The 20,769-nt window shown below is 48.5% G+C and carries 20 protein-coding genes and 1 other annotated feature; of the genes, 13 read left to right on the forward strand and 7 right to left on the reverse strand.

Translation table 11 applies throughout. The annotated features are described in order from the left end of the window. Positions 1-16: 16 nt before the first annotated feature. The 4 genes from BBR47_RS08000 to BBR47_RS08015 all read left to right on the forward strand — a co-directional run bounded on the left by BBR47_RS08000 (position 17) and on the right by BBR47_RS08015 (position 6,373). A complete protein-coding gene (locus tag BBR47_RS08000) occupies positions 17-580 on the forward strand; it encodes a thioredoxin family protein (RefSeq protein WP_012685260.1) in 564 nt (187 codons plus the stop codon). Positions 581-612: 32 nt separating this feature from the next. After that, positions 613-1,818, forward strand: coding sequence for an MFS transporter (locus BBR47_RS08005; RefSeq protein ID WP_012685261.1), 1,206 nt, complete (start codon positions 613-615; stop codon positions 1,816-1,818). Positions 1,819-1,873: 55 nt separating this feature from the next. Beyond that, positions 1,874-2,132 (forward strand) — a binding site (T-box leader). A 69-nt stretch (positions 2,133-2,201) separates the two neighbouring features. Beyond that, positions 2,202-5,282 (forward strand): isoleucine--tRNA ligase, encoded by a 3,081-nt coding sequence (ileS, locus tag BBR47_RS08010; RefSeq protein ID WP_012685262.1) that lies wholly within the window; start codon positions 2,202-2,204, stop codon positions 5,280-5,282. A 116-nt stretch (positions 5,283-5,398) separates the two neighbouring features. Then, entirely contained in the window at positions 5,399-6,373 is a 975-nt protein-coding gene (locus BBR47_RS08015) for a Gfo/Idh/MocA family protein (protein ID WP_012685263.1), read from the forward strand. A 79-nt stretch (positions 6,374-6,452) separates the two neighbouring features. Here BBR47_RS08015 and BBR47_RS08020 read toward each other — a convergent pair whose 3' ends face one another. After that, on the reverse strand, positions 6,453-7,043 hold the full coding sequence (locus BBR47_RS08020; RefSeq protein ID WP_012685264.1) for a TetR/AcrR family transcriptional regulator: 591 nt from the start codon (positions 7,041-7,043) through the stop codon (positions 6,453-6,455). A gap of 151 nt (positions 7,044-7,194) precedes the next feature. Between BBR47_RS08020 and BBR47_RS08025 the strand changes: the two genes are divergently transcribed. Further along, complete coding sequence (locus tag BBR47_RS08025; RefSeq protein ID WP_012685265.1) at positions 7,195-7,833, forward strand: DUF2306 domain-containing protein; 639 nt, start codon at positions 7,195-7,197, stop codon at positions 7,831-7,833. A gap of 94 nt (positions 7,834-7,927) precedes the next feature. On the opposite strand, the gene BBR47_RS08030 is transcribed toward BBR47_RS08025, so the two are convergent. After that, positions 7,928-8,821, reverse strand: a complete 894-nt coding sequence (locus tag BBR47_RS08030) for a LysR family transcriptional regulator (protein ID WP_012685266.1) — start codon at positions 8,819-8,821, stop codon at positions 7,928-7,930. 139 nt (positions 8,822-8,960) lie between these two features. Between BBR47_RS08030 and BBR47_RS08035 the strand changes: the two genes are divergently transcribed. The 5 genes from BBR47_RS08035 (at position 8,961) to BBR47_RS08055 (ending at position 13,977) form a co-directional block, all read left to right on the forward strand. Further along, positions 8,961-9,896, forward strand: a complete 936-nt coding sequence (locus tag BBR47_RS08035; RefSeq protein ID WP_041749308.1) for a dipeptidase — start codon at positions 8,961-8,963, stop codon at positions 9,894-9,896. Positions 9,897-9,931: 35 nt separating this feature from the next. Then, the gene (locus BBR47_RS08040) at positions 9,932-10,990 is read left to right on the forward strand and encodes a P1 family peptidase (protein ID WP_012685268.1); all 1,059 of its coding nucleotides are present in this window, start codon (positions 9,932-9,934) and stop codon (positions 10,988-10,990) included. A gap of 72 nt (positions 10,991-11,062) precedes the next feature. Beyond that, positions 11,063-11,872: an alpha/beta fold hydrolase gene (locus tag BBR47_RS08045; protein WP_012685269.1), complete on the forward strand. Its 810-nt coding sequence runs from the start codon at positions 11,063-11,065 to the stop codon at positions 11,870-11,872. A gap of 114 nt (positions 11,873-11,986) precedes the next feature. Then, positions 11,987-12,484: a hypothetical protein gene (locus tag BBR47_RS08050; protein WP_012685270.1), complete on the forward strand. Its 498-nt coding sequence runs from the start codon at positions 11,987-11,989 to the stop codon at positions 12,482-12,484. Positions 12,485-12,651: 167 nt separating this feature from the next. Then, on the forward strand, positions 12,652-13,977 hold the full coding sequence (locus BBR47_RS08055) for a serine hydrolase domain-containing protein (RefSeq protein ID WP_012685271.1): 1,326 nt from the start codon (positions 12,652-12,654) through the stop codon (positions 13,975-13,977). Positions 13,978-14,068: 91 nt separating this feature from the next. Here the strand turns inward: BBR47_RS08055 and BBR47_RS08060 are convergent, their stop codons facing one another. Both BBR47_RS08060 and BBR47_RS08065 read right to left on the reverse strand, forming a co-directional pair. Next, positions 14,069-14,410: a DoxX family protein gene (locus BBR47_RS08060; RefSeq protein ID WP_012685272.1), complete on the reverse strand. Its 342-nt coding sequence runs from the start codon at positions 14,408-14,410 to the stop codon at positions 14,069-14,071. Between the two features lie 152 nt (positions 14,411-14,562). Then, positions 14,563-14,988, reverse strand: a complete 426-nt coding sequence (locus BBR47_RS08065; protein ID WP_012685273.1) for a MarR family winged helix-turn-helix transcriptional regulator — start codon at positions 14,986-14,988, stop codon at positions 14,563-14,565. Between the two features lie 208 nt (positions 14,989-15,196). Here BBR47_RS08065 and BBR47_RS08070 point away from each other — a divergent pair, with 208 nt between their 5' ends. From BBR47_RS08070 to BBR47_RS08080, 3 genes are read left to right on the forward strand one after another with little or no spacing between them, the layout of a single operon-like run. Further along, positions 15,197-16,516, forward strand: coding sequence for an ABC transporter substrate-binding protein (locus tag BBR47_RS08070; protein ID WP_012685274.1), 1,320 nt, complete (start codon positions 15,197-15,199; stop codon positions 16,514-16,516). Between the two features lie 18 nt (positions 16,517-16,534). Then, complete coding sequence (locus BBR47_RS08075) at positions 16,535-17,485, forward strand: carbohydrate ABC transporter permease (protein WP_041749309.1); 951 nt, start codon at positions 16,535-16,537, stop codon at positions 17,483-17,485. Continuing rightward, a complete protein-coding gene (locus BBR47_RS08080; protein WP_012685276.1) occupies positions 17,485-18,318 on the forward strand; it encodes a carbohydrate ABC transporter permease in 834 nt (277 codons plus the stop codon). The genes BBR47_RS08075 and BBR47_RS08080 overlap by 1 nt, the downstream gene beginning before the upstream one ends. Here BBR47_RS08080 and BBR47_RS08085 read toward each other — a convergent pair. From BBR47_RS08085 to BBR47_RS08095, 3 genes are all read right to left on the reverse strand, one after another. Continuing rightward, positions 18,315-19,199, reverse strand: coding sequence for a phosphotransferase family protein (locus BBR47_RS08085; protein ID WP_012685277.1), 885 nt, complete (start codon positions 19,197-19,199; stop codon positions 18,315-18,317). The genes BBR47_RS08080 and BBR47_RS08085 overlap by 4 nt on opposite strands. Before the next feature lie 72 nt (positions 19,200-19,271). Continuing rightward, positions 19,272-19,718: a hypothetical protein gene (locus BBR47_RS08090; RefSeq protein ID WP_012685278.1), complete on the reverse strand. Its 447-nt coding sequence runs from the start codon at positions 19,716-19,718 to the stop codon at positions 19,272-19,274. A gap of 135 nt (positions 19,719-19,853) precedes the next feature. Beyond that, positions 19,854-20,747 carry a DMT family transporter gene (locus tag BBR47_RS08095; protein WP_012685279.1) on the reverse strand — a complete coding sequence of 298 codons (894 nt, stop codon included), beginning with the start codon at positions 20,745-20,747 and terminating at the stop codon, positions 19,854-19,856. Positions 20,748-20,769: the final 22 nt, after the last annotated feature.

The raw sequence follows: 20,769 nt of genomic DNA on the forward strand, positions 1-20,769 counted from the left end.
AGGAGGAGTACGGAGTATGTCTGTCGTGAATCATAACAGTTGGTTTGAAAAAGGAATGAGCTTTACGGCGTACAAAGAAAGCATGAACGTCAATAAAGAAGAGCTGTCCCGTGTGTACGATCAGCTCACATTTACTGACGAGGATATGGCTGTCTGGAAGGATCTCTCCCAACGCAATTGGAAAGGGGTCGTCCTGACCGCAGACTGGTGTGGGGATGCTTCCTTATGTGTTCCTGTCATTCAGCGAATTGCCGAGGAAAGCAACATCGAATTGCGCTTTCTCATCCGTGACGAAAATCTCGAGCTGATGGATCAGTACTTGACCAATGGCACAGCACGTGCGATTCCGATCTTTATTTTCCTCGACCAGGATGGCTACGAGGCAAGAGTTTGGGGACCTCGTTCTCAAGAAGTTCAGGAAATGATTACGACTGCCCGTGCTGGATTGCCGGCTGCTGACGCTCCTGATTTTGAGGAAAAGCAAAAGGAGCTGTACCGCAACTTTAAGCAACAGATTTCAACAGACCCTGCCATTTGGCGTACGGTGATTGAGAGTGTGAAAGCGAAGCTGCAAGGCTAAAGAGAAAAATCTACAAGGATAGGACTGGATAAATGAATATGAATGCACAAGAGAATAGTGAGCGACCGATTCTCTTCCTGATGATTAACATGTTTATCGCCATGCTGGGAATTGGCTTGATTATTCCGATTTTGCCCGAGTTTCTTAAAGAGTTCGGCGCGGGTGGGGAGACGGCTGGATACCTGGTGGCGGCTTTTGGTGTGACTCAATTTCTTTTTTCTCCGATTGCGGGGGAATGGTCAGATAAGTACGGTCGTAAAATCATGATTGTAATGGGACTCGTCCTGTTTACGATCTCCAACCTGGTTTTTGCCTTGGCTGAACAGACATGGGTGCTCTACCTTTCTCGTCTGATCGGCGGGATCGGGGCAGCAGCGATGATTCCGTCGATGCTGGCATATGTAGCGGACATTACGACCGAGGATAAACGTGGAAAAGGACTGGGGATGCTCGGAGCCGCCATGTCTCTCGGATTTGTTATCGGACCTGGTATTGGCGGATTTTTGGCAGAGCTTGGCTTGCGCATGCCGTTCTACATTTCCGCGGCAGTTGGTGCGGTAGCTACACTCGGTTCCATCTTCTTCTTGTCAGAATCTCTTCCGAAAGAGAAGCAGCTCGCGTCACGAAACGCCAAAGACAAACAGGAAAACATCTTCTTACAACTCGGCAAGTCGTTCCAATCGTCGTACTTCATCATGCTGGTACTGGTCTTTACGATGACGTTTGGCTTGGCGAACTTCGAAGTTATCTTCCCGCTGTTCGTCGATGCAAAGTTCGCTTATACTCCACGTGATATTTCCATCATTATCACAGTGGGAGCACTTGCCGGTACGATTGTGCAGGCAGCGCTGATCGGCAAGCTCATTACTCGTTTTGGCGAGAAAAAACTCATTAACGTGACGTTCTTCTTGTCTGCTGTTTCGATGGTGATGATGTTATTGTCGGGTAACTTCTGGTATATGCTGATTATGACGGTTCTCTTCTTTACCCTGACGTCGATTATGCGTCCAGCAATCAACACGCTGATCTCCAAGCGTGCGGGGGATGAACAGGGCTTCGTAGCGGGGATGAACAATGCGTATATGAGTCTGGGGAATATTTTTGGCCCAGCAGTGGCAGGTACGTTGTACGGGGTGCATTTGAACGCACCGTATTTGTTCGGCGCGATTATCCTGGTTCTTAGCTTGTTCTTGTCGCAGGTGGAAAGCCGTCGCAGCGTGAAGCGCGTCGTGGCCTAACCCTTGACAGTTTTTAGAAAACCGTGTAAAAAGTAAAGTAATAAAAATAACACCAACAAATTCATTGACGAGAAAGAGTAAGCTAATCCCCTTGTTCCCCAGAGAGTTGGCCCTAGTGCTGAAAGCCAACGTTCAAGACTTAGCCGAAAATCCTCTCCGAGAAGGAAAGCTGAAGCATTTGGAGTAAGCTGACCCGGAATCCCACCGTTACAAGGGACGCGTATGATGGTACGTAGTAGAGGTGCCGAAATGACATGCTTGCATGAAGATTTCGGAACAAGGGTGGTATCGCGAGATCAAATCTCGTCCCTTAGGGGGCGGGATTTTTTTGCGTTCTATGAACCTACACTTCTACGCAAACTACAGAAGAGGGAGTGTACATGATGAGGAAAGTAGACGTAAAAGAAAAAGCAAGGGCACGAGAGTTACGTGTTTTGGAACAGTGGAGGAAAAACGATACATTCCGCAAGTCAATGGACAATCGGCTGGGAATGCCAAACTTCGTCTTTTATGAAGGTCCTCCGACCGCCAACGGACAGCCGCATATCGGTCACGTGCTCGGACGGGTCATCAAGGATTTTATCGGGCGCTACAAAACGATGTCCGGCTACCGTGTCGTCCGCAAAGCAGGCTGGGATACACATGGTCTTCCGGTAGAGCTTGGGGTGGAAAAGCGACTTGGCATTTCCGGCAAGCAGGAGATCGAAAACTACGGGGTGGCCAAGTTTGTCGAGGAGTGCAAAAACAGCGTATTCGAGTACGAAAAGCAATGGCGTGAGCTGACGGAAGGCATCGCCTATTGGACGGATATGGAGCATCCATATGTGACGCTGACCAACGATTACATCGAAAGCGTCTGGCACATTCTTTCTGACATTCATAAAAAAGAACTGCTGTACAAAGGGCATCGTGTCAGTCCGTATTGCCCGGATTGCCAGACGACGCTCAGCTCCCATGAAGTGGCGCAAGGCTATGAAGACGTGAAGGACTTGAGTGCAACGGTCAAATTCAAAAGCAAGACAAGCGATGACTACTTCCTCGCGTGGACGACAACGCCATGGACACTTCCAGCCAACGTGGCTTTGGCTGTAAACAAAGAGCTCGATTACGTGCGGGTGAAGCACAAGGATGAAGTGTACGTCGTAGCAAAAAATCTCGCGGAGAAAGTCTTCAAGGAAGACTACGAGGTTTTGACCACGCACAAAGGCGCAGAATTGGTCGGTACCCCGTATGAGCCGCCTTTTGGCTATATCAAGGTAAACCATGGGCATATCGTCGTCGATGCGGACTATGTCAGTGATACGAGCGGAACGGGTATCGTGCATACTGCGCCAGCGCATGGGGAGGATGACTATCGCACGACCCGTCAGCATGGACTTGATTTCGTGAACGTCGTGAATTTGGCTGGTCGTTATACGGATCAAATCTCAGATTTCGCAGGTCGGTTCGTGAAGGATTGCGACGTCGATATCGTTAAAGACTTGTCACATCGCGGTCTGCTGTTTTCCAAGGAACGCTACGAGCATAGCTATCCGTTCTGCTGGCGCTGCAAATCGCCACTGCTCTACTATGCGATGGAGAGCTGGTTCATCAAAACGACAGCGATCAAGGATCAGCTGATCGAAAACAATAGCAAGATCGACTGGTATCCGGGCCACTTGCGCGAAGGGCGCTTCGGGAAATTCCTCGAAGAGCTTGTAGACTGGAATATTAGCCGCAACCGGTATTGGGGAACGCCGCTCAATTTATGGCTTTGTCAGGATTGTGGCAGCGAATATGCGCCAGGCAGTGTAAAAGAGTTGCGTGAGAAATCTGTGGCACCAATCGACGAGAAGCTGGAGCTGCATAAGCCGTTTGTGGATGAGGTGAAGCTGCGCTGCTCTTGCGGCGGTACGATGGAGCGGACTCCTGAGGTCATCGATGTGTGGTTCGACAGTGGTTCGATGCCGTTTGCTCAATACCATCATCCATTCGGAGACGAAAAGGTGTTCGAGGAGCAGTACCCAGCCGACATCATTTCGGAAGGAATCGATCAGACGCGGGGCTGGTTCTTCAGCTTGTTGGCAGTCTCTACCCTGTATAACGGAAAAGCACCCTACAAGGCGGTCATCTCTACCGGTCACGTTTTGGATGAACACGGTCAGAAGATGTCTAAAAGCAAAGGAAACGGGATCGATCCGTGGGAGGTAATCGAGGAGTTCGGTGCAGATGCGTTCCGTTGGGCGCTTTTGTCTGACAGTGCGCCGTGGAGCAGTAAGCGCTTCTCCAAGCGGATCGTCGCCGAGGCGAAGTACAAAGTGATCGATAAGATCCATAGCACGCATGATTTTTATTCGTTATACGGCTTGATCGATGCATTCAAGCCAGAAGAGCATCCAACACAACCACCTGTGAACAAGCTGGATCGTTGGATATTTTCCCGCTTGAATACCACCTTGCAGCACGTGGTAAAAGGTCTGGAAACCTACGATTTCATGAATCCGGCGGGGCATATCGAAGCGTTCGTCGACGAGTTAAGCAACTGGTACATCCGTCGTTCGCGGGATCGTTTCTGGAGCAGCGGGATGACGCCTGACAAAGTATCTGCTTACCAGACCCTGCGAGAAGTGTTGCTGACGCTGGCGAAGATGATCGCACCATACGCGCCGCTGATCGCAGAAGATTTGTATGGCAATCTGGGGGGAGAAGGCAGCGTTCATTTGACTGACTATCCGAAAGTGAACACAGAAGCAATCGACGAAACCCTTGAGCGGGACATGGAAACGGCTCGAAACATCGTGGAGCTGGCGCGAAATGTCCGCAACGAAACCGGACTCAAGACCAGACAGCCTCTGTCCGAGCTGATCGTAACGATGGAGCAGCCATTTAACCTCGAGCGATTTGCTAGCATCATCGAAGACGAGATCAATGTCAAAAACATTCGGGTAGAGCAAAGCGACAGCAGCTTTGTGACGTATCATTTCAAGCTCAACCTGAAGGTAGCCGGGAAAAAATATGGCCAGCTCGTTGGGCCAATCCAAGGGTATTTAAAAGAATTGGAAGCAGCCGATGCACAGAAGGCAGTGGACAATGGCTACTTGGATGTGGAGGTCGCAGGCGAGAGGGTGCGGCTTACGCTAGATGAGCTGCTTGTGGAAAAGCAAGGGAAGCAAGGCTTCGCTTCTGCATCCGGCTATCAGCTTCACGTGGCCTTGAATACGACACTCACAGAAGAGCTTGAGCAAGAAGGCTTGGTTCGTGAGGTCATCCGTGTCATTCAGGATGCACGCAAAAAGCTGGATTTGCCTATCGATAAACGTGTCCAGCTCACCTTGGATGTGGACGATGAGCTACGAGCAGCATTAGAGCGCTTTGATCATGTTTTGCGTGGGAGCGTACTCGTTTCAGATGTGTCTTTTGCGAAAATAGCAGATAGGGAAACCGTTTCGATCGGAGACAAAACTTTAGGCTTGCACATCGGGTAAAAAAGGAAGCACAGCAGCAGCTGACAATCTGAGCTTTTCAGAAGGAATGTTCAAATCAATGGAGAAAGGGGTAGAGGCACGAAGACGAACATTCATCAGGAAGCGAGGAAAGGCAGATGGATCAAGTGAAATGGAACGTTGGGGTGATTGGTGCAGGCGTCATGGGCGAACGCATGATGAACGCGATCCGTACCCACGAAAAATTTCGAGTAGCTGCAGTGAGTGATGTATCAGCGGAAAGAGCACAGGAAGCCGCGCAAAAGTCCGGCGATGTGCCTTGGTACACAAATTATAAGGAATTATTGAAAAAGGTAGAGCTGGACGTCATCTATTTGGCAGTTCCTCCGAAATTCCATCATGTGATTGCCCTGGATGTGCTGGCACACAAAAAGCATTTGCTCTGTGAAAAGCCGTTGGCTAATTCCTTGACAGAAGCGCAAGAAATGTTGGAAGCAGCAAATAACGCAGGGGTTGTCCATGCGATGAACTTCCCGCTCTACTATCAAAGTGTTTTTCCTGAACTAACCCGCAGACTCGAAGCAATCGGAGATGTCCGCCGTATCGATATCCTGACGCATTTTCACCAGTGGCCGCGTCCATGGCAGCAAACACCTTGGCTGGCTGGTCGTGAGCAAGGCGGTTTCATCCGTGAAGTGCTGCCTCATTTCACTCACCTGACTTACGAGCTCTTCGGAGACCTGCATGTAGTCCACTCAGAGGTAGACTATCCAGCAGATCCTGCGCTATGTGAGACAGGTGTATCGGCCATTCTGCATCTGACAGATGGTACCCCGGTTACGATCAATGGCTTGGCGGGTATCGCGCATGAGGAGCATTTGGATTATCGCGTGTACGGGTCAAAAGGAACGCTGAGTGTCGTGAACTGGAGCAATCTGTTTGTGGGTGGACACGGCGAAGCGCTCGTTCCGGCTGAGGTTCCGCAGCAAGACCGTCTCTCCCTGTTGTTGGATGAGCTGTCTATTGCGATGAACGGTGGCGATGCCCGACTGGTTACATTTGAAACAGGCGTGAAAGTACAGCAAGTGCTGGAAGCATTGCTCGGACATGAAAAAGTACACTACATCAAATAGAAAGTAGCAGGAAAAGTCCACGAAAAAAGAGCAGGTAGGCAGGGGTAGCACATCCTGCGCGACTGCTCTTTTCTTTTTGCTAGGGCCGGTATGACTGTAAAAGCTGCTCAATATGCTTGCTGGCAAAATGGACATGCTTGTTATCGTGTGTGAGTCTGCTTGCCATGATGGCTCCTTCAATGGAAGAGAAGATAACCGAAGCGACTGCTTCTGCGTCCATTTCGGAACGAAATTCTCCCTGGGAGATTCCTTCTTCCAGCAATCCCTGCATGAACGAAATGGTCTCTTGGTAAGCGGCAACGGCATAATCGCGAAGAACAGGGAACGAATGGTCACTTTCGATGGCTGTGTTGAGAAGCGGACAGCCACCTTGGAGCGGGGGATTGTTTACCGCATCAGAATACACCTTTGCCATGGCTACGAGTTTTGCAGTAGCTGTGTCCTGTTTTTCCAATACAGCGGCAAAATGTTCATTCAATACTTCTCCCGCATATTTGAAGGCCTCTATGGCAATTTCATCTTTACTGGCAAAAGCTCTGTAGAGGGCACCTTTTGTAAGTCCCGTGGCATCCATGATGTCTTGCATGGAGGTTCCTGTATATCCGTATTGATTAAATAGCTCTGCTGACTTCTGGATAATATACAGCTTTGTTTTTTCTCCTTTTCGCATCGCGATAGTCCTTTCATTCGGCCAAAACGGTCTGTATTCGTCCAAGTTATTGTAACATTTCTCTCGTGTACGAAAGAAGGCAATCATGTAAAATGAAAAAGAGACCGAACCGTTCGGTATCAAAAAATCGAACAAAGGGTTGTGTGACAGGATGAACCGTATCAAACCGTATTCGATGGTCATTTTCGTCGCCTGTATAGCGATCACGTATGCACTCGTGCAAAACTTTATCATCGATCCAGAAGCAAAAGGCTTTCTCAGTCACAAGTCTGATTTCAACAAAGAGCGAATGAACACATCGATCTGGCTTACGGTCATGTACGTCCATTTGTTTTTCGCCCTGATTGCCCTAATCTGTGGGGTGGCTAACTTTTCGGACAAGCTACTCGCCCAGAAGCGCAAGCTACATAAAGTAACAGGTTATGTTTATCTTTTTAGTGTGTTGGTTGTGGTAGTCACATCGGGGTATATGGCTCCTTATGTAACGGGCGGAAAAGTGGCGAGTTGGCCCTTCCACCTGTTGAACATTATCTGGCCGGCAATCACTATTACGGCGCTCGTCAAAATTAAAAAGCGCCAAGTCATGAAGCATAAGGAATGGATGGTCCGGAGTTTCGTCTTCTTATTTACCAACATGCTGATTCATCTCATGAAGCTGATCGTAGAGAAGGTGGTAGGCTTGCCGTATGAGCTCAGCTACACAATCGGTGTATATGCCGCCCTGATAGGACTTGTCGTGACGGCGGAGATCATCATTCGTACAAAATTGCGAGCACGGAAAAAAGCATGAGAGAGACGCAGCGCCTCCTTAAAAAAGCTTCGCATCAACCAACTCCATTGGTTCAGATGTGAAGCTTTTTTAGGGGGTAAACCGATGGCCATTCCTACTGCTGCAAAGCTTTGCACTGCATCAAAAAGTCGATAAACGTACGCATAATCCCGTGAACAGGTGTATCCTTGAGGTAAATCAGCTCGAAGTTCCGGTTGATTTGCGGCAGATTCAAGACGTCTACTTCCTGGAGTTCCCCTTCGTCCAAGTCTTTGGAGATGGCAAACCGAGGCAAAAAGGCGATGCCCAGCCGTTGTTTGACCATTCGCTTCACGACCTCGATATTGTCAGCCTCCATGATGACGTTGTTTTGTAGCTGAAAATGGCTGAATGCATTGTTGATCAGCTTCCAGTCGAGCGAGCCCCGATTGAACAAGATCAATCGTTCACGTGCGACTTCTTCAATGGAAACCTGGTGGCGGAATCCAAACGGATGGTCAGGATAAATCGCTAAGACCATGTCATCCGGCATCAGTTGAATCCGGTTAATCTGTGGATGGGTAACGGCACGAGCAATTCCAAACGACACCTCATGGTTTAGAACCATATCCAGCACCTGATGAGAATGTCCGGTGAGGATCGTCAGCTTGATTTTGGGGTACAATTGCTGGAACTGCTGGACGAGGTCAGGCAAAATGTAAAAGGCGGAGACAAAAACGGTGGAGATGGTCAATTCTCCCTCTACATCGCCTTGCGATCGCTGAATGGCTTGCTGTCCCTCTTGTAGCATATGCATGATGTTTTTGGCATAAGGAAGGAACAGATCGCCTTCCTTTGTAAGAGAAATCGTATGACCCGTACGTTGAAACAGCTTACAGCCCATAGTCGTTTCGAGTGCCTTGATTCGCATGCTGACCGTGGGCTGTGACAGATAGAGCAAATCAGCCGTTTTGCTGAAGCTCCCGGTCAGGGCGACAAAGATGAATGCTTCCATTTGCTCCATATTCATAAGTAGTGGCTCCATTATGTGAATTTTTAAAGTGGCCTATTGCAAATTTTAATTGGAATCGCTTATAAAATTACATTAACGTAAAATTAGCAGAATAGGTAGAGTTATCAAAAGAAAATAGCCCAAGGGATGGATGAAAATGGCGAGAATGCCGATTATCGATTTACACTGTGATGCACTTCTGAAAATTTGGGAGAAAAATGGGGCTCTGTCCTTTGCAGATGCGGACGAGCTGGACGTCAACAGGAAACGGCTACACGATGGCGGGGTGAAGCTACAGTGCTATGCGATCTGGACATCACCTGAATTGTCCACGGAGCAACGTTTTCAAAAAGCTTTGGATCAAATTCATTACTTTTATACAGAGGTTCTCGGAAAACATCCAGAAATGAAACAGATCCGTGATTGGAGCGATCTCGACCGTTTGCAAGAGGGAGAGATCGGAGCGTTGCTGACGTTGGAAGGGGTAGAGCCAATCGGTAACGATTTGAAGAAGCTGCACATTTTTTATCAGCTAGGGGTTCGCTCTGTGGGCCTCACCTGGAACTTCGCAAATCTCGCTGCGGATGGTGCGCTGGAACCAAGGAATGCCGGACTGACGACCTTTGGCAAGGAAATCATTCAGTTCCACAATGAGCATAAAATGTTGACGGACGTCTCGCATCTAGGAGAGGGCAGCTTCTGGGATACGATTGAGCTGGCTACATATCCGATCGCGAGTCATTCAAATGCACGAGCGATCTGCGACCATCCACGCAATCTGACGGATGAACAGGCAAAAGCGTTATTTGCCAAAGGCGCGAATGTACATGTCGTTTACTGCACCCAGTTTATCAATGAAACGACACCAACCACGATAGATGATCTAATTAAGCACATCGAGCATTTTTGTTCACTCGGTGGCGTGCGTCATATCGGGCTCGGCTCTGACTTTGACGGCATTACCGCAAAGGTCGTGGGCTTGGAGCATGCGGGGCAGAGCCAAAACCTGATCAACGAGCTGCTCAAGCATTATAAGGAAGAAGAAGTGCGCGGGTTTGCCTATGAGAACTTTCTGCGCAATCGTCCCGTGTAAGCAATCGGCATAGATGCACGAAAGGAATGGAATGTATGACGAAAAAAATGCGGCAGCTTAGTGCGACAATTAGTAGACTGCCGGTTGGTGAGAAAAATGACATTACGGATGTAGCCGGAGTCCGAGTTGGACATGTGACGATCCAGCATGAGCTGGACAACGACGACTATGCATGTACAGGAGTGACAGCCATTTTGCCACATGGCGGCAGCTTGTTTCGGGAAAAGGTAACCGCAGCCAGCTATGTGATCAACGGCTTCGGCAAAACGACGGGACTCGTGCAAGTAAATGAGCTGGGGGTGCTGGAATCGCCGATCATGCTCACCAATACGTTTTCCGTCCCTGCGGTTACACAAGGGACTCTGCAATACATGCTGGATACGAATGAAGAGATCGGGGACACGACCGGGACGATCAACATTGTCGTGGGCGAATGCAACGATGGTCATCTCAATTCCATTCGCCGCTGTGTCGTGCGCCCGGAAGATGCTAGAGAAGCGATTCAGAACGCAACGGACCAAGCCGTAGAAGAAGGAGCTGTCGGGGCAGGGACGGGGATGATTGCCTTTGGCTATAAAGGTGGTATCGGCTCGTCTTCTCGTATCGTAGTGGCTGAGGGGCATACCTATACATTGGGGAGTTTGGTACTCAGCAACTTTGGCAACAAAAATGATTTCTTGGGAGCAAATCTGTTCACAAGCTGCAAAAGCTATGAAAACGCAGTAGAGAAGTCCGAGGATGGCTCCATTATCATCGTACTGGCGACAGATGCGCCGCTCAGCGATCGACAACTGCTTCGGGTAGCAAAGCGCGCAGGAATTGGCTTGGGACGAACGGGCAGCCATTTTGGGCATGGAAGCGGCGACATCGTCATCGCTTTTTCCACAGCACAAAAAATCCCCCATCAGACAACAACCATTACGGAAACGCGCGTGCAGCTACGCGAGGATCATCCGATCATGAACGAACTGTTTGCTGCTGCGGCAGAAGCGACAGAAGAAGCCATCTACCATTCCCTTGCACAAGCAGTCACGACCACGGGAAGAAAAGGACGCATCGTTCATGCGTATCCAAGTCAGGGCTTAGGACAGTAGGAACATAACCCTACAACTGGTGACATACCTTGAGTGTAAAGAGGTGCATGGTGTGATACAGGAGGTAGGGTTATGTACATTGAAGTCGAAAAGGGTGTCACGGTTTTCGTTGAAGACCTCAATCCTGGCCCGAATAGCAAAACGATTTTTTTCGTTCACGGCTGGCCGCTAAACCATAACATGTTTTCCTACCAATTCAACGTACTTCCCCAGCACGGTTTCCGCTGTGTTGCCATGGACATACGCGGCAACGGCCAATCGGACAAACCATGGAGCGGGTATACGTATGATCGCTTGGCAGATGACATCTTTGTCGTTTTGGAAGCATTACAGATTAGGGATGCTGTCTTGCTAGGCTTCTCGGTGGGCGGAGCCATTTCGATTCGGTATATGTCTCGTTATGAGGGGCGGCATATTTCCAAGCTAGCGTTAGTGGATGCGGTTTCTCCTTCCTTTGTGAAAATGCCGGGTTCTCCATACGGCGTCTCGAAGGAGCAAGCGGACGGGCTGATCAGTCAGATGTACGCCAATTTGCCTGAGTTATTAAACACAGTTTCCTTGCAGTTTTTCAATCGAAATTTAGGGACTGCTATGCTCCAGTGGTTTGTCAAAATGGGGCTGGATTCCGCTTCCTATGCGCTCATCAAAATCATGCAAGCAGCAGTGAAAGAGAATGTAATTAATGACTTGGGTCAAATCCGCGTGCCGACCGGAATTTTTCATGGGATTCACGATCAATTGATTCCATTCAAAAGCGCCGAGCTCACCCAGCAGCAAATCAAAGGGTCGAAGCTGTTTTCGTTTGATAACAGTGGACACGGCTTGCCGATATGTCAGGCGGATGACTTTAATAAGAAGCTGATGGCGTTTGTTCAATCATAATTCGTAAGGGAACTGACAGCCGATTCTCTGCCTTACGTGCAGGATATCGGCTGTTTCTACTGGAATTTACCAAAATATCATTTTCAATAGCACTGGAAAAAACAACGAGTAAGGATGGGAAAATTGAAGAAAAGATTGTGGGTTTCTATACTACTTCTAGCAATCGTTGTGGGAGGTTTTTATTCCCTTGTAAAAGGTAATCCGCCATTGGATATTGGCACCCGTGCTTCAAGCGAAGATCATAAATCTGTTGTTGTGGGCATGGGTAATAAGGGCTTTGGTGAAGTGAAAATCATAGATGTTTCAGTGAATAACGATGAAACACCATCAAAAACAAAAGTACAGGTTAGTAATGCTTTACAAGGGTTCATCATAACGGATGATTTTGATAATCCGGGCTCCAAGCCGTATGGATTTCAGAATCTAGAGGACGTAGCGATAAAAGCTGGCACATCTCCTTCTGCTTATTTTAAAAAAATGGATGAGGGTACTGCTACGAAAAACGATGAAATTTATGGACTAAGTGTCGTTCATCATGAAGCAATAGACAGAGTGCATGTAAAGTACAGCTATCTTGGGATGACATTTGATGAAATCGGGATTTTACAGTAAAAGAAGCATTTGGCTTTACGTCCCCTAGAGTCAAGCATTGGGTATTATGCGCGCATGACTCATGTATCGATGTGTTGGCCCATTCCTTTGAATGGGAAGAGGTCGAATGACTTTTGGAACACTCTTTTTGCTAGCTAGAATCTTTCAACCAAAGGCAGGGGAATGGAATGGACCACGCAAGCGTTTCAGCTCTGGAAGCATTTGTGCAACAGTTCATGCAGAAGGAAAAGGTGCCGGGGCTCTCCATTGGCATCTCTCGGGATGGTGAGACCATCTATCAAAAAGGCTTTGGTGTTACCGATCTGGGGACGAATCAGCCAGTAACACCCGAGACCATTTTCGGCATTGCTTCGGTTACCAAATCGTTTACGGCTGCCGCTATCATGCAGCTCGTGGCAGAAGGCAAGCTGTCTGTTGACGAACCGATTCGCAACTATTTGCCTGATCTACAAGCAAAGGGAGACATACATACGGACAAAATCACGATCCATCATTTGCTCTCTCATACTTCAGGTGTTCCACCGCTGCTACGCCGTGAAGAACTGACGAGACTGCCTGAGCATATTGCCTATTTGAACGAAGTCCAATTTGAACCCCTTGGTATGCCGGGTGAGTATATCAGTTACAGTAACGACATGTTTCTCCTGCTGGGAGCTATTATCGAACGTGTCACTGGGCAGCGCTACCGTACCTATGTAACAGAACGCCTGCTAGCGCCGCTCGAAATGAATCGCTCGACCTATAACCTGGAAGAAGTGGCTGGCTTTGCCGATGTCTCCGTCCCTTATGTCAAAGGGGAGGAGCAGCAACTGAAAAAGGTGTCGTGGCCCATGCTTGGCAACTATGAAGTGGGGGGAGGCATCCGCTCCTGCGTCGTTGATTTGCTGAAATACGGCCAGCTCTATGTCAATGCCGGGCGCTATCAAGAGAAGCAGGTAGTAGATGGGGCCTCTCTTAGAGCCATGTGGCAGCCAGTTCATCGACTGACAAAAGACACCTGGTATGGCTACGCGCTCAAAACAACGCCTGGTTATGCAGGAATAACGCTAGTTGAGCATGGTGGCGGTCAGCCCGGGGTGTCGTCGAACTTCGGATTCGTTCCGGAAAAAGGGCTAGTCGTCACCGTTCTTTCCAATCTGGAAAATGTGCCGATTCGGGGCGTCTGGCTGGCTGCTGTGAATGCTGCCCTTGGTTTACCGCTTACACACAAAGAAGACGAAGCCCCGCTCTATACGCCAACGAGAGAAGAGCTAGAGAAGCTCGTCGGGACGTACACGTCAGGAGAAGGCGGAAGATTGCGGCTCTTCCTTCGAGAGGATGCTCCTGTAGCAGAAGTAGCTGGCATGGAGTACGCGTTACGGGCCAGTAGCCACGATACGCTGATCGATGTACAAAACGGTCAACCGCTCCGTTTCTTTTTCAAAAAACAGCAGCAAGCATGGGCGGTCCTCATGGGGCTGAGGATGCTCTGTAGGAGCGAAGACAAGTTCTAGACGGACTCCATAAATGAAACAGCGGCGACCGAAGACATGATCATGAAGTCTTGGGCTCGCCGCTGTTATGATTGTATGGGTATTCCTCTGTCTAGGCTAAATAATGATACGTCGAGATGAAAAAGGAGAGAATGCAAAGAACGAGTGCCGGTATTGCTTTTGGAAAAGGATCTCTAGCAATCACAAGCAGGATGAAGGCAGCAACCAACATAGTCACGCCTAAAAGCAATCCAGATAATAATGCCGCGATCGAAAACCATATTCCAATAATCAAGCCAATGGAACTGATGATCTCGATAAAGCCAGTTAAGAAGTTAAAAATGGGTGGGAGTCCAAAGCGGTCAAATTCATTCGCCATTTTACCGGAAATAATTTTTGTACCTGTAAACATAAAGAAAATCGCTACCACGACTTGCAAAACGATTAGGAACATGATGACTTCCTCACTTTCGTTATTCATTATCAAACTAAATGTATGCTATAAAAACGATTAGGAACATGATGACTTCCTCACTTTCGTTATTCATTATCAAACTAAATGTATGCTATAGCATGTATTTGGTAGAGAAAGTATCTGACCTCTAGTTATTCATCTTTTACGACTTGATAGAGTTTGTCGAGTAAAGCATGCAATTCCGCAATCTCTACATCGGTAAGGTTTTGCGTTACATGGTTATGCGCATCGGTAACGACGGGTAGAAGCTTTGATTTTAGCTCCATCCCTTTGTCACTCAGTAACAAATTATGTGAGCGTCGATCCGCGTCATTTAATGTACGAATGACGATTCCCTTTTTTTCAAGCGAGTAAATCATTCTGACGACGGTGGTTTGATCGCGGTCAATCGCATCCGAAAGATCCTTTTGTGTGATCGCTCTTTCTCCATCCATGATGCTAAGAATGCCCCATTGCTCTGGCGTGATCTCCAATTGCTTTAACCTTTTCTTAAAATAGTTCGTCATTTTCATATCTGTACGGTGAAGAAGAAATCCGGTCAGATTGAATAATTCCATAGAGAATCCAAACCCCTTTATTTATATGCTATAGCATATAAAATGCTAACGTATTTTTTCCCGTTAGTCAAATAAAGAGTGTCGGGAAAGCCTCACTGAAAAAAGAGTAAAGAAAACGAAAAAACTGGTAAAGATATTAAAACTTATAATTCAGAATATTTAATATAATACGAACTGTCCAATAAAAAGAACATGAGGGGGTTCGTGTATGGGATTTCGTTCCTGGATTTCTGTGGCGCTCCAATTAACGATGGCGACAGCATTGCTTGTAGGCTGTAGTCAACCGGCGGCCACTCCTGACTCAGCATCGCCGTCAGGTGCGAATGGCGTCACGCTAAAAATGGTCGAGAGCATTACTAGCCCGCAACGAACTGCGCTGTTAAAAGACATGCTAGCCCAGTTTGAAGCGAAGAATCCGGGGATCAAAGTCGATCTTATTTCACCTCCATTCGAAGGAGCGGATCAGAAGATCACACAGATGCTGATGGCAAAAGAAGAGCTGGACGTACTAGAAGTTCGTGAATTCAATGCCAAGCAGTTTTCGATGAACGGCTTTATTGAAAATTTGAAGCCCTACACAGACAAATGGAAAAATTACGATCAGCTGACGGACGTCGCCAAACGGCGTGCCACCTGGGTGGACAAGACTCCTTATTACATTCCGAATGGACTGTACCAGCGCGTCTTGTATTATCGGACGGATTGGTTTAAGGAAGCAGGGATCGAGGTGCCGAAGACGTGGGATGAGCTCTTGGTCGCAGCCAAAAAGCTGACGGACCCTTCCAAAAACCGCTACGGGTACAGCTTCCGGGGAGGAGCGACCGGGTGGGATTACGCGCTGATCACGATGTGGGCCTACAACGGGACGGAGGTCGACCCTGACTCTGCCTTTTTCATGAAGGATGGACGCACGCTCTTCTCCACGCCGCAATCATTGGAAGCGATGCAGTATTACAAACAGCTTTACAAGGAAGGCTCTCCAAAAGATTCCGTGAGCTGGGGCTTTCAGGAGATGGTACAGGGCTTTGTAGCGGGTTCGACTGCCATGCTGATTCAAGACCCTGACGTTATTGATGGAGCCAAGGAAAAGATGCAGGAAGGGACGTGGGCGACCGCTCCGATTCCGCTTGGTCCTTCGGGTGTTGCTCAACAAGTAGTCGGTGGACCGGGATGGGGGATGACTGCGTACTCGAAGCACAAGGAAGAGGCGTGGAAGCTGATTGCATTCCTCTCTGATCCTGAACAGAGCACTCATTTTGCGAAAAAGACTTCCACGATCCCTGTCGTGAAAAGCGCGGCCGAAGATGAATTTTACAAGACAGGTTACTTCCAGCCGTTTATTGAGATGAGCCAGCAGCCGACGAAGTTCCTCGATGTTTCACGTCCTGTGGACTACAAAGGCTGGGGAGCCTGGCAAAGCACGGCGGATAAAGATATTCAGAGCTTTTTGCTCGATCAGCTCACCGCAGAGGACCTGTTGAAAAAATGGGATCAATACTGGACAAAAGAAAAAGCCGAGCGAAAGTAGACGTGGGGGGATGGTAGCTTGGACACACAAAAACCCATCGTCATGATGACGAAGCAGGTTGTGCCGGAAGGGAAGAAATCGTTCCGGATTTCCAAAGAAGGTCGTTTTATATTTTTGTGCCTGTTACCCGCCATTTTGTTTGTTTCGGTCTTTACGTATTATCCACTCGTGCGTGGAATCATCATGTCTTTTCAGAACTACACGCTTTTTGATTTGATGAATATTCAGTTCATCGGGCTGGACAATTTTGTGAATGTACTGACAAGCCCGGACTTCCCGCGTGTTGCCATGAACAGCTTTTACTGGGTGTTTTTCTCCCTTGTCTTTCAATTGCTGTTTGGCTTCATGCTGGCCCTTATGATGCAAAAAAAATTTCGCGGGAGAGGGATTTATCAGGCATTTCTCTTTTTTCCGTGGGCGATGTCCGGCTTTCTGATTGGGCTGATTTGGCGGTGGATGTTCAATGCCCAGTTTGGCGTTATTAACGATTTGCTCTTGAAAACGGGACTGATCGATGCGCCGATCTCCTTTTTGGCGGATGGAACTTGGGCGATGGCTGCCGTCATTATCGCGAATATTTGGTATGGCGTCGCGTTTTTTGCCATCATGATTCTGGCTGCCCTGCAATCGATTCCAGAGGAGCTGTACGAAGCGGCGGCGATGGATGGAGCGGGGCGGATTCAGCAGTTTTGGCGGGTGACACTGCCGTATATCATGCCTACGATTCTGGTGACGATCCTATTGCGGGTCATCTGGATTCTTAACTTTCCGGACATTATTTACGCGATGACAAATGGAGCTCCTGCAGGCTCCACGCATATATTCGCTACCTACATGATCGATAAAGTGATCTTTGGACAAGACTACGGGCAAGCCTCGGCTGTAGGTGTCATCATCGTGGTGATTTTGATGTTATTCACGATCTTCTACGTGAAAGCGACCAAAGTAGAGAAGGGAGGGGACTTCTGATGCATCGTGAACATCTAGGGTGGAGGACTGGCAGAGCGATTGTCTTGACCTTGTTTCTTGCGTTCGCGATTTTCCCGCTGTATTGGATTATCATTACGTCGCTCAAGGGTCAAAAGGAAATCTTTTCGCTGCCGATTCAATATTGGCCACAACAGGTGACGTTGAACAATTATCTGGAGATCTTTCAGATTTCCCACTTCCAGGTGTACATCTGGAACAGCTTTCTCGTTTCCTTGGTCGCTTCGGCTATGGTCGTGTTCATCGCGATGCTCGGCGGTTACGTGTTGGCTCGCTTTTCGTTTAAAGGAAAGCGTCAGGTGATGTTTGGATTTCTCGTCACCCAAATGATTCCGATGTTCATTGGCATGGCGCCGTTGTACGTGATGATGTCCAAAATGCACATCTTAAACAGCCTGTTTTCGTTGATGCTCATCTACACAGTCATGCTGATTCCCTTTTGTACGATTATCATGTCTGGCTTTTTCCAACGGATACCCAATGCCTTGGAGGAAGCAGCGATGATGGACGGCTGCTCTCGATTGAGCGCTTTGTTTCGCGTCATCGTACCGATCATGCTCCCCGGAATTGCGGCCACGTTTATTTTCGCCTTCGTTCAATGCTGGAACGAGCTGATTATGGCCGTTCTGTTCATTGATGAAGAGTCGGTCAAAACGATTCCGGTCGCGATGAACGCCTTTATCAAAAAATACGATATCGAATGGGGAGCGATGTCGGCAGCTACGGTGCTGTCAGTCATCCCAACGATGCTATTGTTTGCCTTTTGCCAAAAGTACTTGGTGGAAGGGCTCACACAAGGTGCCGTAAAAGGCTAGAGGTAGTCTCGCATGCCAGCTAGGTAAGCTGTCTCATCGTCATTTGTCAGACCAAACAGCGCTTCTTCCAAGGCAAATGTACTGCGGTAAAATCTCATCCTTGTCATCACCTGTTCAAGCTGGGGGTACACCGGGTTGAAATGCTGCAAAAACGCTTCTCCGTAGCTCGCACATAGTCCAGCGAGGTCGTATGCCGGATCGCCTACACCAGAGCCGCCAAAGTCGATGATGCCAGTGATGCGTTGTTTTGCCGGGGAGTACAAGATATTCCCTGTGCCAAAATCTCCATGAGTCAAGCAAGGCTGAAAATCAAAGTGGGCAGGGTCTGCCAGGTATGCTTCAAAGCGCTCAGCTACATCCCTTTTCGCTTGCTCACGCATGGCAGGGAACAACTTCGAAGCAATCTGTTCATACAGCTCAGTCAACTGCTTGGCCATGTCAAAATCGTCAGAGATAAGCTCCGGGAGCAAGGAGGAGACGGGGAGCTGGTGCAGCTCATGAAGAAATTGTGCCAGCTGGGTAGCGACAGTCGGTACCGCGTTTTGACGCGAGGCTGCTTGAAAAGCTTCTCGGGTAAAAGGCTCGCCTTCGAGTAGCGGATATCCGGCAAACACTCGCCCAGGTGCTTCCTCGGCAAAGGACAAATAGATCGGAGCCGGAATCGGCAGGGAGAGATATGGTCTTACCGTGCGTAAAATGCTCGTTTCCATCTTCAGTTGCTCGATTCCGGCGGTGTACTTCGGAAAACGAAACACGTACGCGTCATTGACGATGAGTACATCATTGTTTTGGCCCATCTCGTTAAAGTAGGCGGAAGTGATGGTCAACTCTGGATACATTGCTTGAATGTGTTGGATATACGTTTGCGTTGTCGTTGTCATCATGATTCTCCTTCCAATACCCCGCATTTCGAAAAAAGAGCACTCTCCCCTGAGGAAAGTGCTCTTTCGTATTTACGATGCTGCCAGTTCAAATCTGACGAGCGTTTCTTTGGTGTTTGCGAGCTTTTCTAGTTCAACAATTCGCCAGTTAGGGGAGATTGTCCTGCGCATCCACGCCAACGCATCGTCTGGTAAACGAACGTGGTGCAACGCTGTCTCCTCGACTTGATAGTCATGCTCCGCTTGGATGTTGTAACGTTTGTTCAGCAAAAACTTGATCCCGTTAAAAGTGGTGAACTTGATCTGGTAGCCTTCGCGAATGGCAGCTTCCAGCGTAAGGGGATCATTTTTGGACAGTTCAAACAGAGGGGTGTAATCGTACTTGCCGCCCTCCACGTCCGAAAAAGGCGCAGGGTCACCTGTTCTCAGCTTGTGGATGATTTCTTCATCGACGAATCCATGGGCACGGGCTGCCTCTAACAGCATCGTTTCCCACTGGGATAGCTTTACGGTAGACATGGACTGTCCCTCCTCTTATCACGATGTAACGGCACAGACATCGCCAGCCTTTCTTCTAGTATAAAACAATGAAATTGTACTTCTCAACTACAATTCCGACTGTTTTACTATGAAAAGTGCAGCGAGCTGTTTTGCTCAGGATGAAAGCGAGGAGGGGTTCTTCTTTTTACGCGGTTCCTTGGAGGTTGTGGTCAAGGTCACGCCCGCGATGATGAGAATCGCACCGAAAAACTGTACGCCTGTAACAGGCTTTGCCAGCAATAACAAGCCGAAAAGCATGGCAATAAACGGTTCCAGGTTGGCAAACATCGCGGCTTTGGCAGCGCCTACCTTCTGTAGTTGGCTGTTCCAGATTAACGTCACAATGCCGTGCATGACGACACCGGTGACAAACAAGAGAAGCCAGGATGAAAGGCTGGTGCTTACCATGGCCGTAGGGATGCTGATCAGGACAAAAGGCAGCAGCGATCCAAAGCCGATCAAATTGGATACGAGCGTCGTCACGAGTGGAGGGAGTCGATGTCCCAACAACCTGACGAGGATGATCGAGGTAGCGAACGTCAGCATCGTCAATACAATCCAGAGGATACCGACATCAAAATGCAGCTCTGCCCCTGTATAAATGACGAATATAACCCCGGATGTACCGATTACCGAACCGATTGCCATGCGACCAGTCAGCGACTCTTTCAAGAACAAGGCAGCCAAAAGAGCGGTTGTAATCGGCGTCAGCGCCAGGATCAGGGCCGAGGTGGTCGGATCAGCTGTAACGAGTCCTTTGTAGAAGGACCACTGGTTAATGAATACGCCAACTACCCCCAATACCGCGAGCAAGAGCCAGTCCGTACGAGAGAGCTTTGGCATTTTCAGCCGCCCTCTGGACCAGATGAGCAGAAACAACACGATAAACAAGAGACGCATAGCCGATAAAAAGAGCGGAGAAAACTCGGCGACGAGCATTTTCCCGAAGACGAAATTGCTACCCCAAGCGGTTACGCAAAAAATGAGCAGCAAGTAGGAGCGTAGCATAGGATTCGTTCCTTCCTGTGGG

The organism is Brevibacillus brevis NBRC 100599, assembly GCF_000010165.1.
GTDB classification, from domain to species: domain Bacteria; phylum Bacillota; class Bacilli; order Brevibacillales; family Brevibacillaceae; genus Brevibacillus; species Brevibacillus brevis_D.

Coding starts and splice junctions, on each gene's coding strand:
- BBR47_RS08000 (WP_012685260.1), top strand. CDS start 17: ATGTCTGTCGTGAATCATAACAGTTGGTTTGAAAAAGGAATGAGCTTT.
- BBR47_RS08005 (WP_012685261.1), top strand. CDS start 613: ATGAATATGAATGCACAAGAGAATAGTGAGCGACCGATTCTCTTCCTG.
- ileS (WP_012685262.1), top strand. CDS start 2,202: ATGAGGAAAGTAGACGTAAAAGAAAAAGCAAGGGCACGAGAGTTACGT.
- BBR47_RS08015 (WP_012685263.1), top strand. CDS start 5,399: ATGGATCAAGTGAAATGGAACGTTGGGGTGATTGGTGCAGGCGTCATG.
- BBR47_RS08020 (WP_012685264.1), bottom strand. CDS start 7,043: ATGCGAAAAGGAGAAAAAACAAAGCTGTATATTATCCAGAAGTCAGCA.
- BBR47_RS08025 (WP_012685265.1), top strand. CDS start 7,195: ATGAACCGTATCAAACCGTATTCGATGGTCATTTTCGTCGCCTGTATA.
- BBR47_RS08030 (WP_012685266.1), bottom strand. CDS start 8,821: ATGAATATGGAGCAAATGGAAGCATTCATCTTTGTCGCCCTGACCGGG.
- BBR47_RS08035 (WP_041749308.1), top strand. CDS start 8,961: ATGGCGAGAATGCCGATTATCGATTTACACTGTGATGCACTTCTGAAA.
- BBR47_RS08040 (WP_012685268.1), top strand. CDS start 9,932: ATGACGAAAAAAATGCGGCAGCTTAGTGCGACAATTAGTAGACTGCCG.
- BBR47_RS08045 (WP_012685269.1), top strand. CDS start 11,063: ATGTACATTGAAGTCGAAAAGGGTGTCACGGTTTTCGTTGAAGACCTC.
- BBR47_RS08050 (WP_012685270.1), top strand. CDS start 11,987: ATGGGAAAATTGAAGAAAAGATTGTGGGTTTCTATACTACTTCTAGCA.
- BBR47_RS08055 (WP_012685271.1), top strand. CDS start 12,652: ATGGACCACGCAAGCGTTTCAGCTCTGGAAGCATTTGTGCAACAGTTC.
- BBR47_RS08060 (WP_012685272.1), bottom strand. CDS start 14,410: ATGTTCCTAATCGTTTTGCAAGTCGTGGTAGCGATTTTCTTTATGTTT.
- BBR47_RS08065 (WP_012685273.1), bottom strand. CDS start 14,988: ATGGAATTATTCAATCTGACCGGATTTCTTCTTCACCGTACAGATATG.
- BBR47_RS08070 (WP_012685274.1), top strand. CDS start 15,197: ATGGGATTTCGTTCCTGGATTTCTGTGGCGCTCCAATTAACGATGGCG.
- BBR47_RS08080 (WP_012685276.1), top strand. CDS start 17,485: ATGCATCGTGAACATCTAGGGTGGAGGACTGGCAGAGCGATTGTCTTG.
- BBR47_RS08085 (WP_012685277.1), bottom strand. CDS start 19,199: ATGACAACGACAACGCAAACGTATATCCAACACATTCAAGCAATGTAT.
- BBR47_RS08090 (WP_012685278.1), bottom strand. CDS start 19,718: ATGTCTACCGTAAAGCTATCCCAGTGGGAAACGATGCTGTTAGAGGCA.
- BBR47_RS08095 (WP_012685279.1), bottom strand. CDS start 20,747: ATGCTACGCTCCTACTTGCTGCTCATTTTTTGCGTAACCGCTTGGGGT.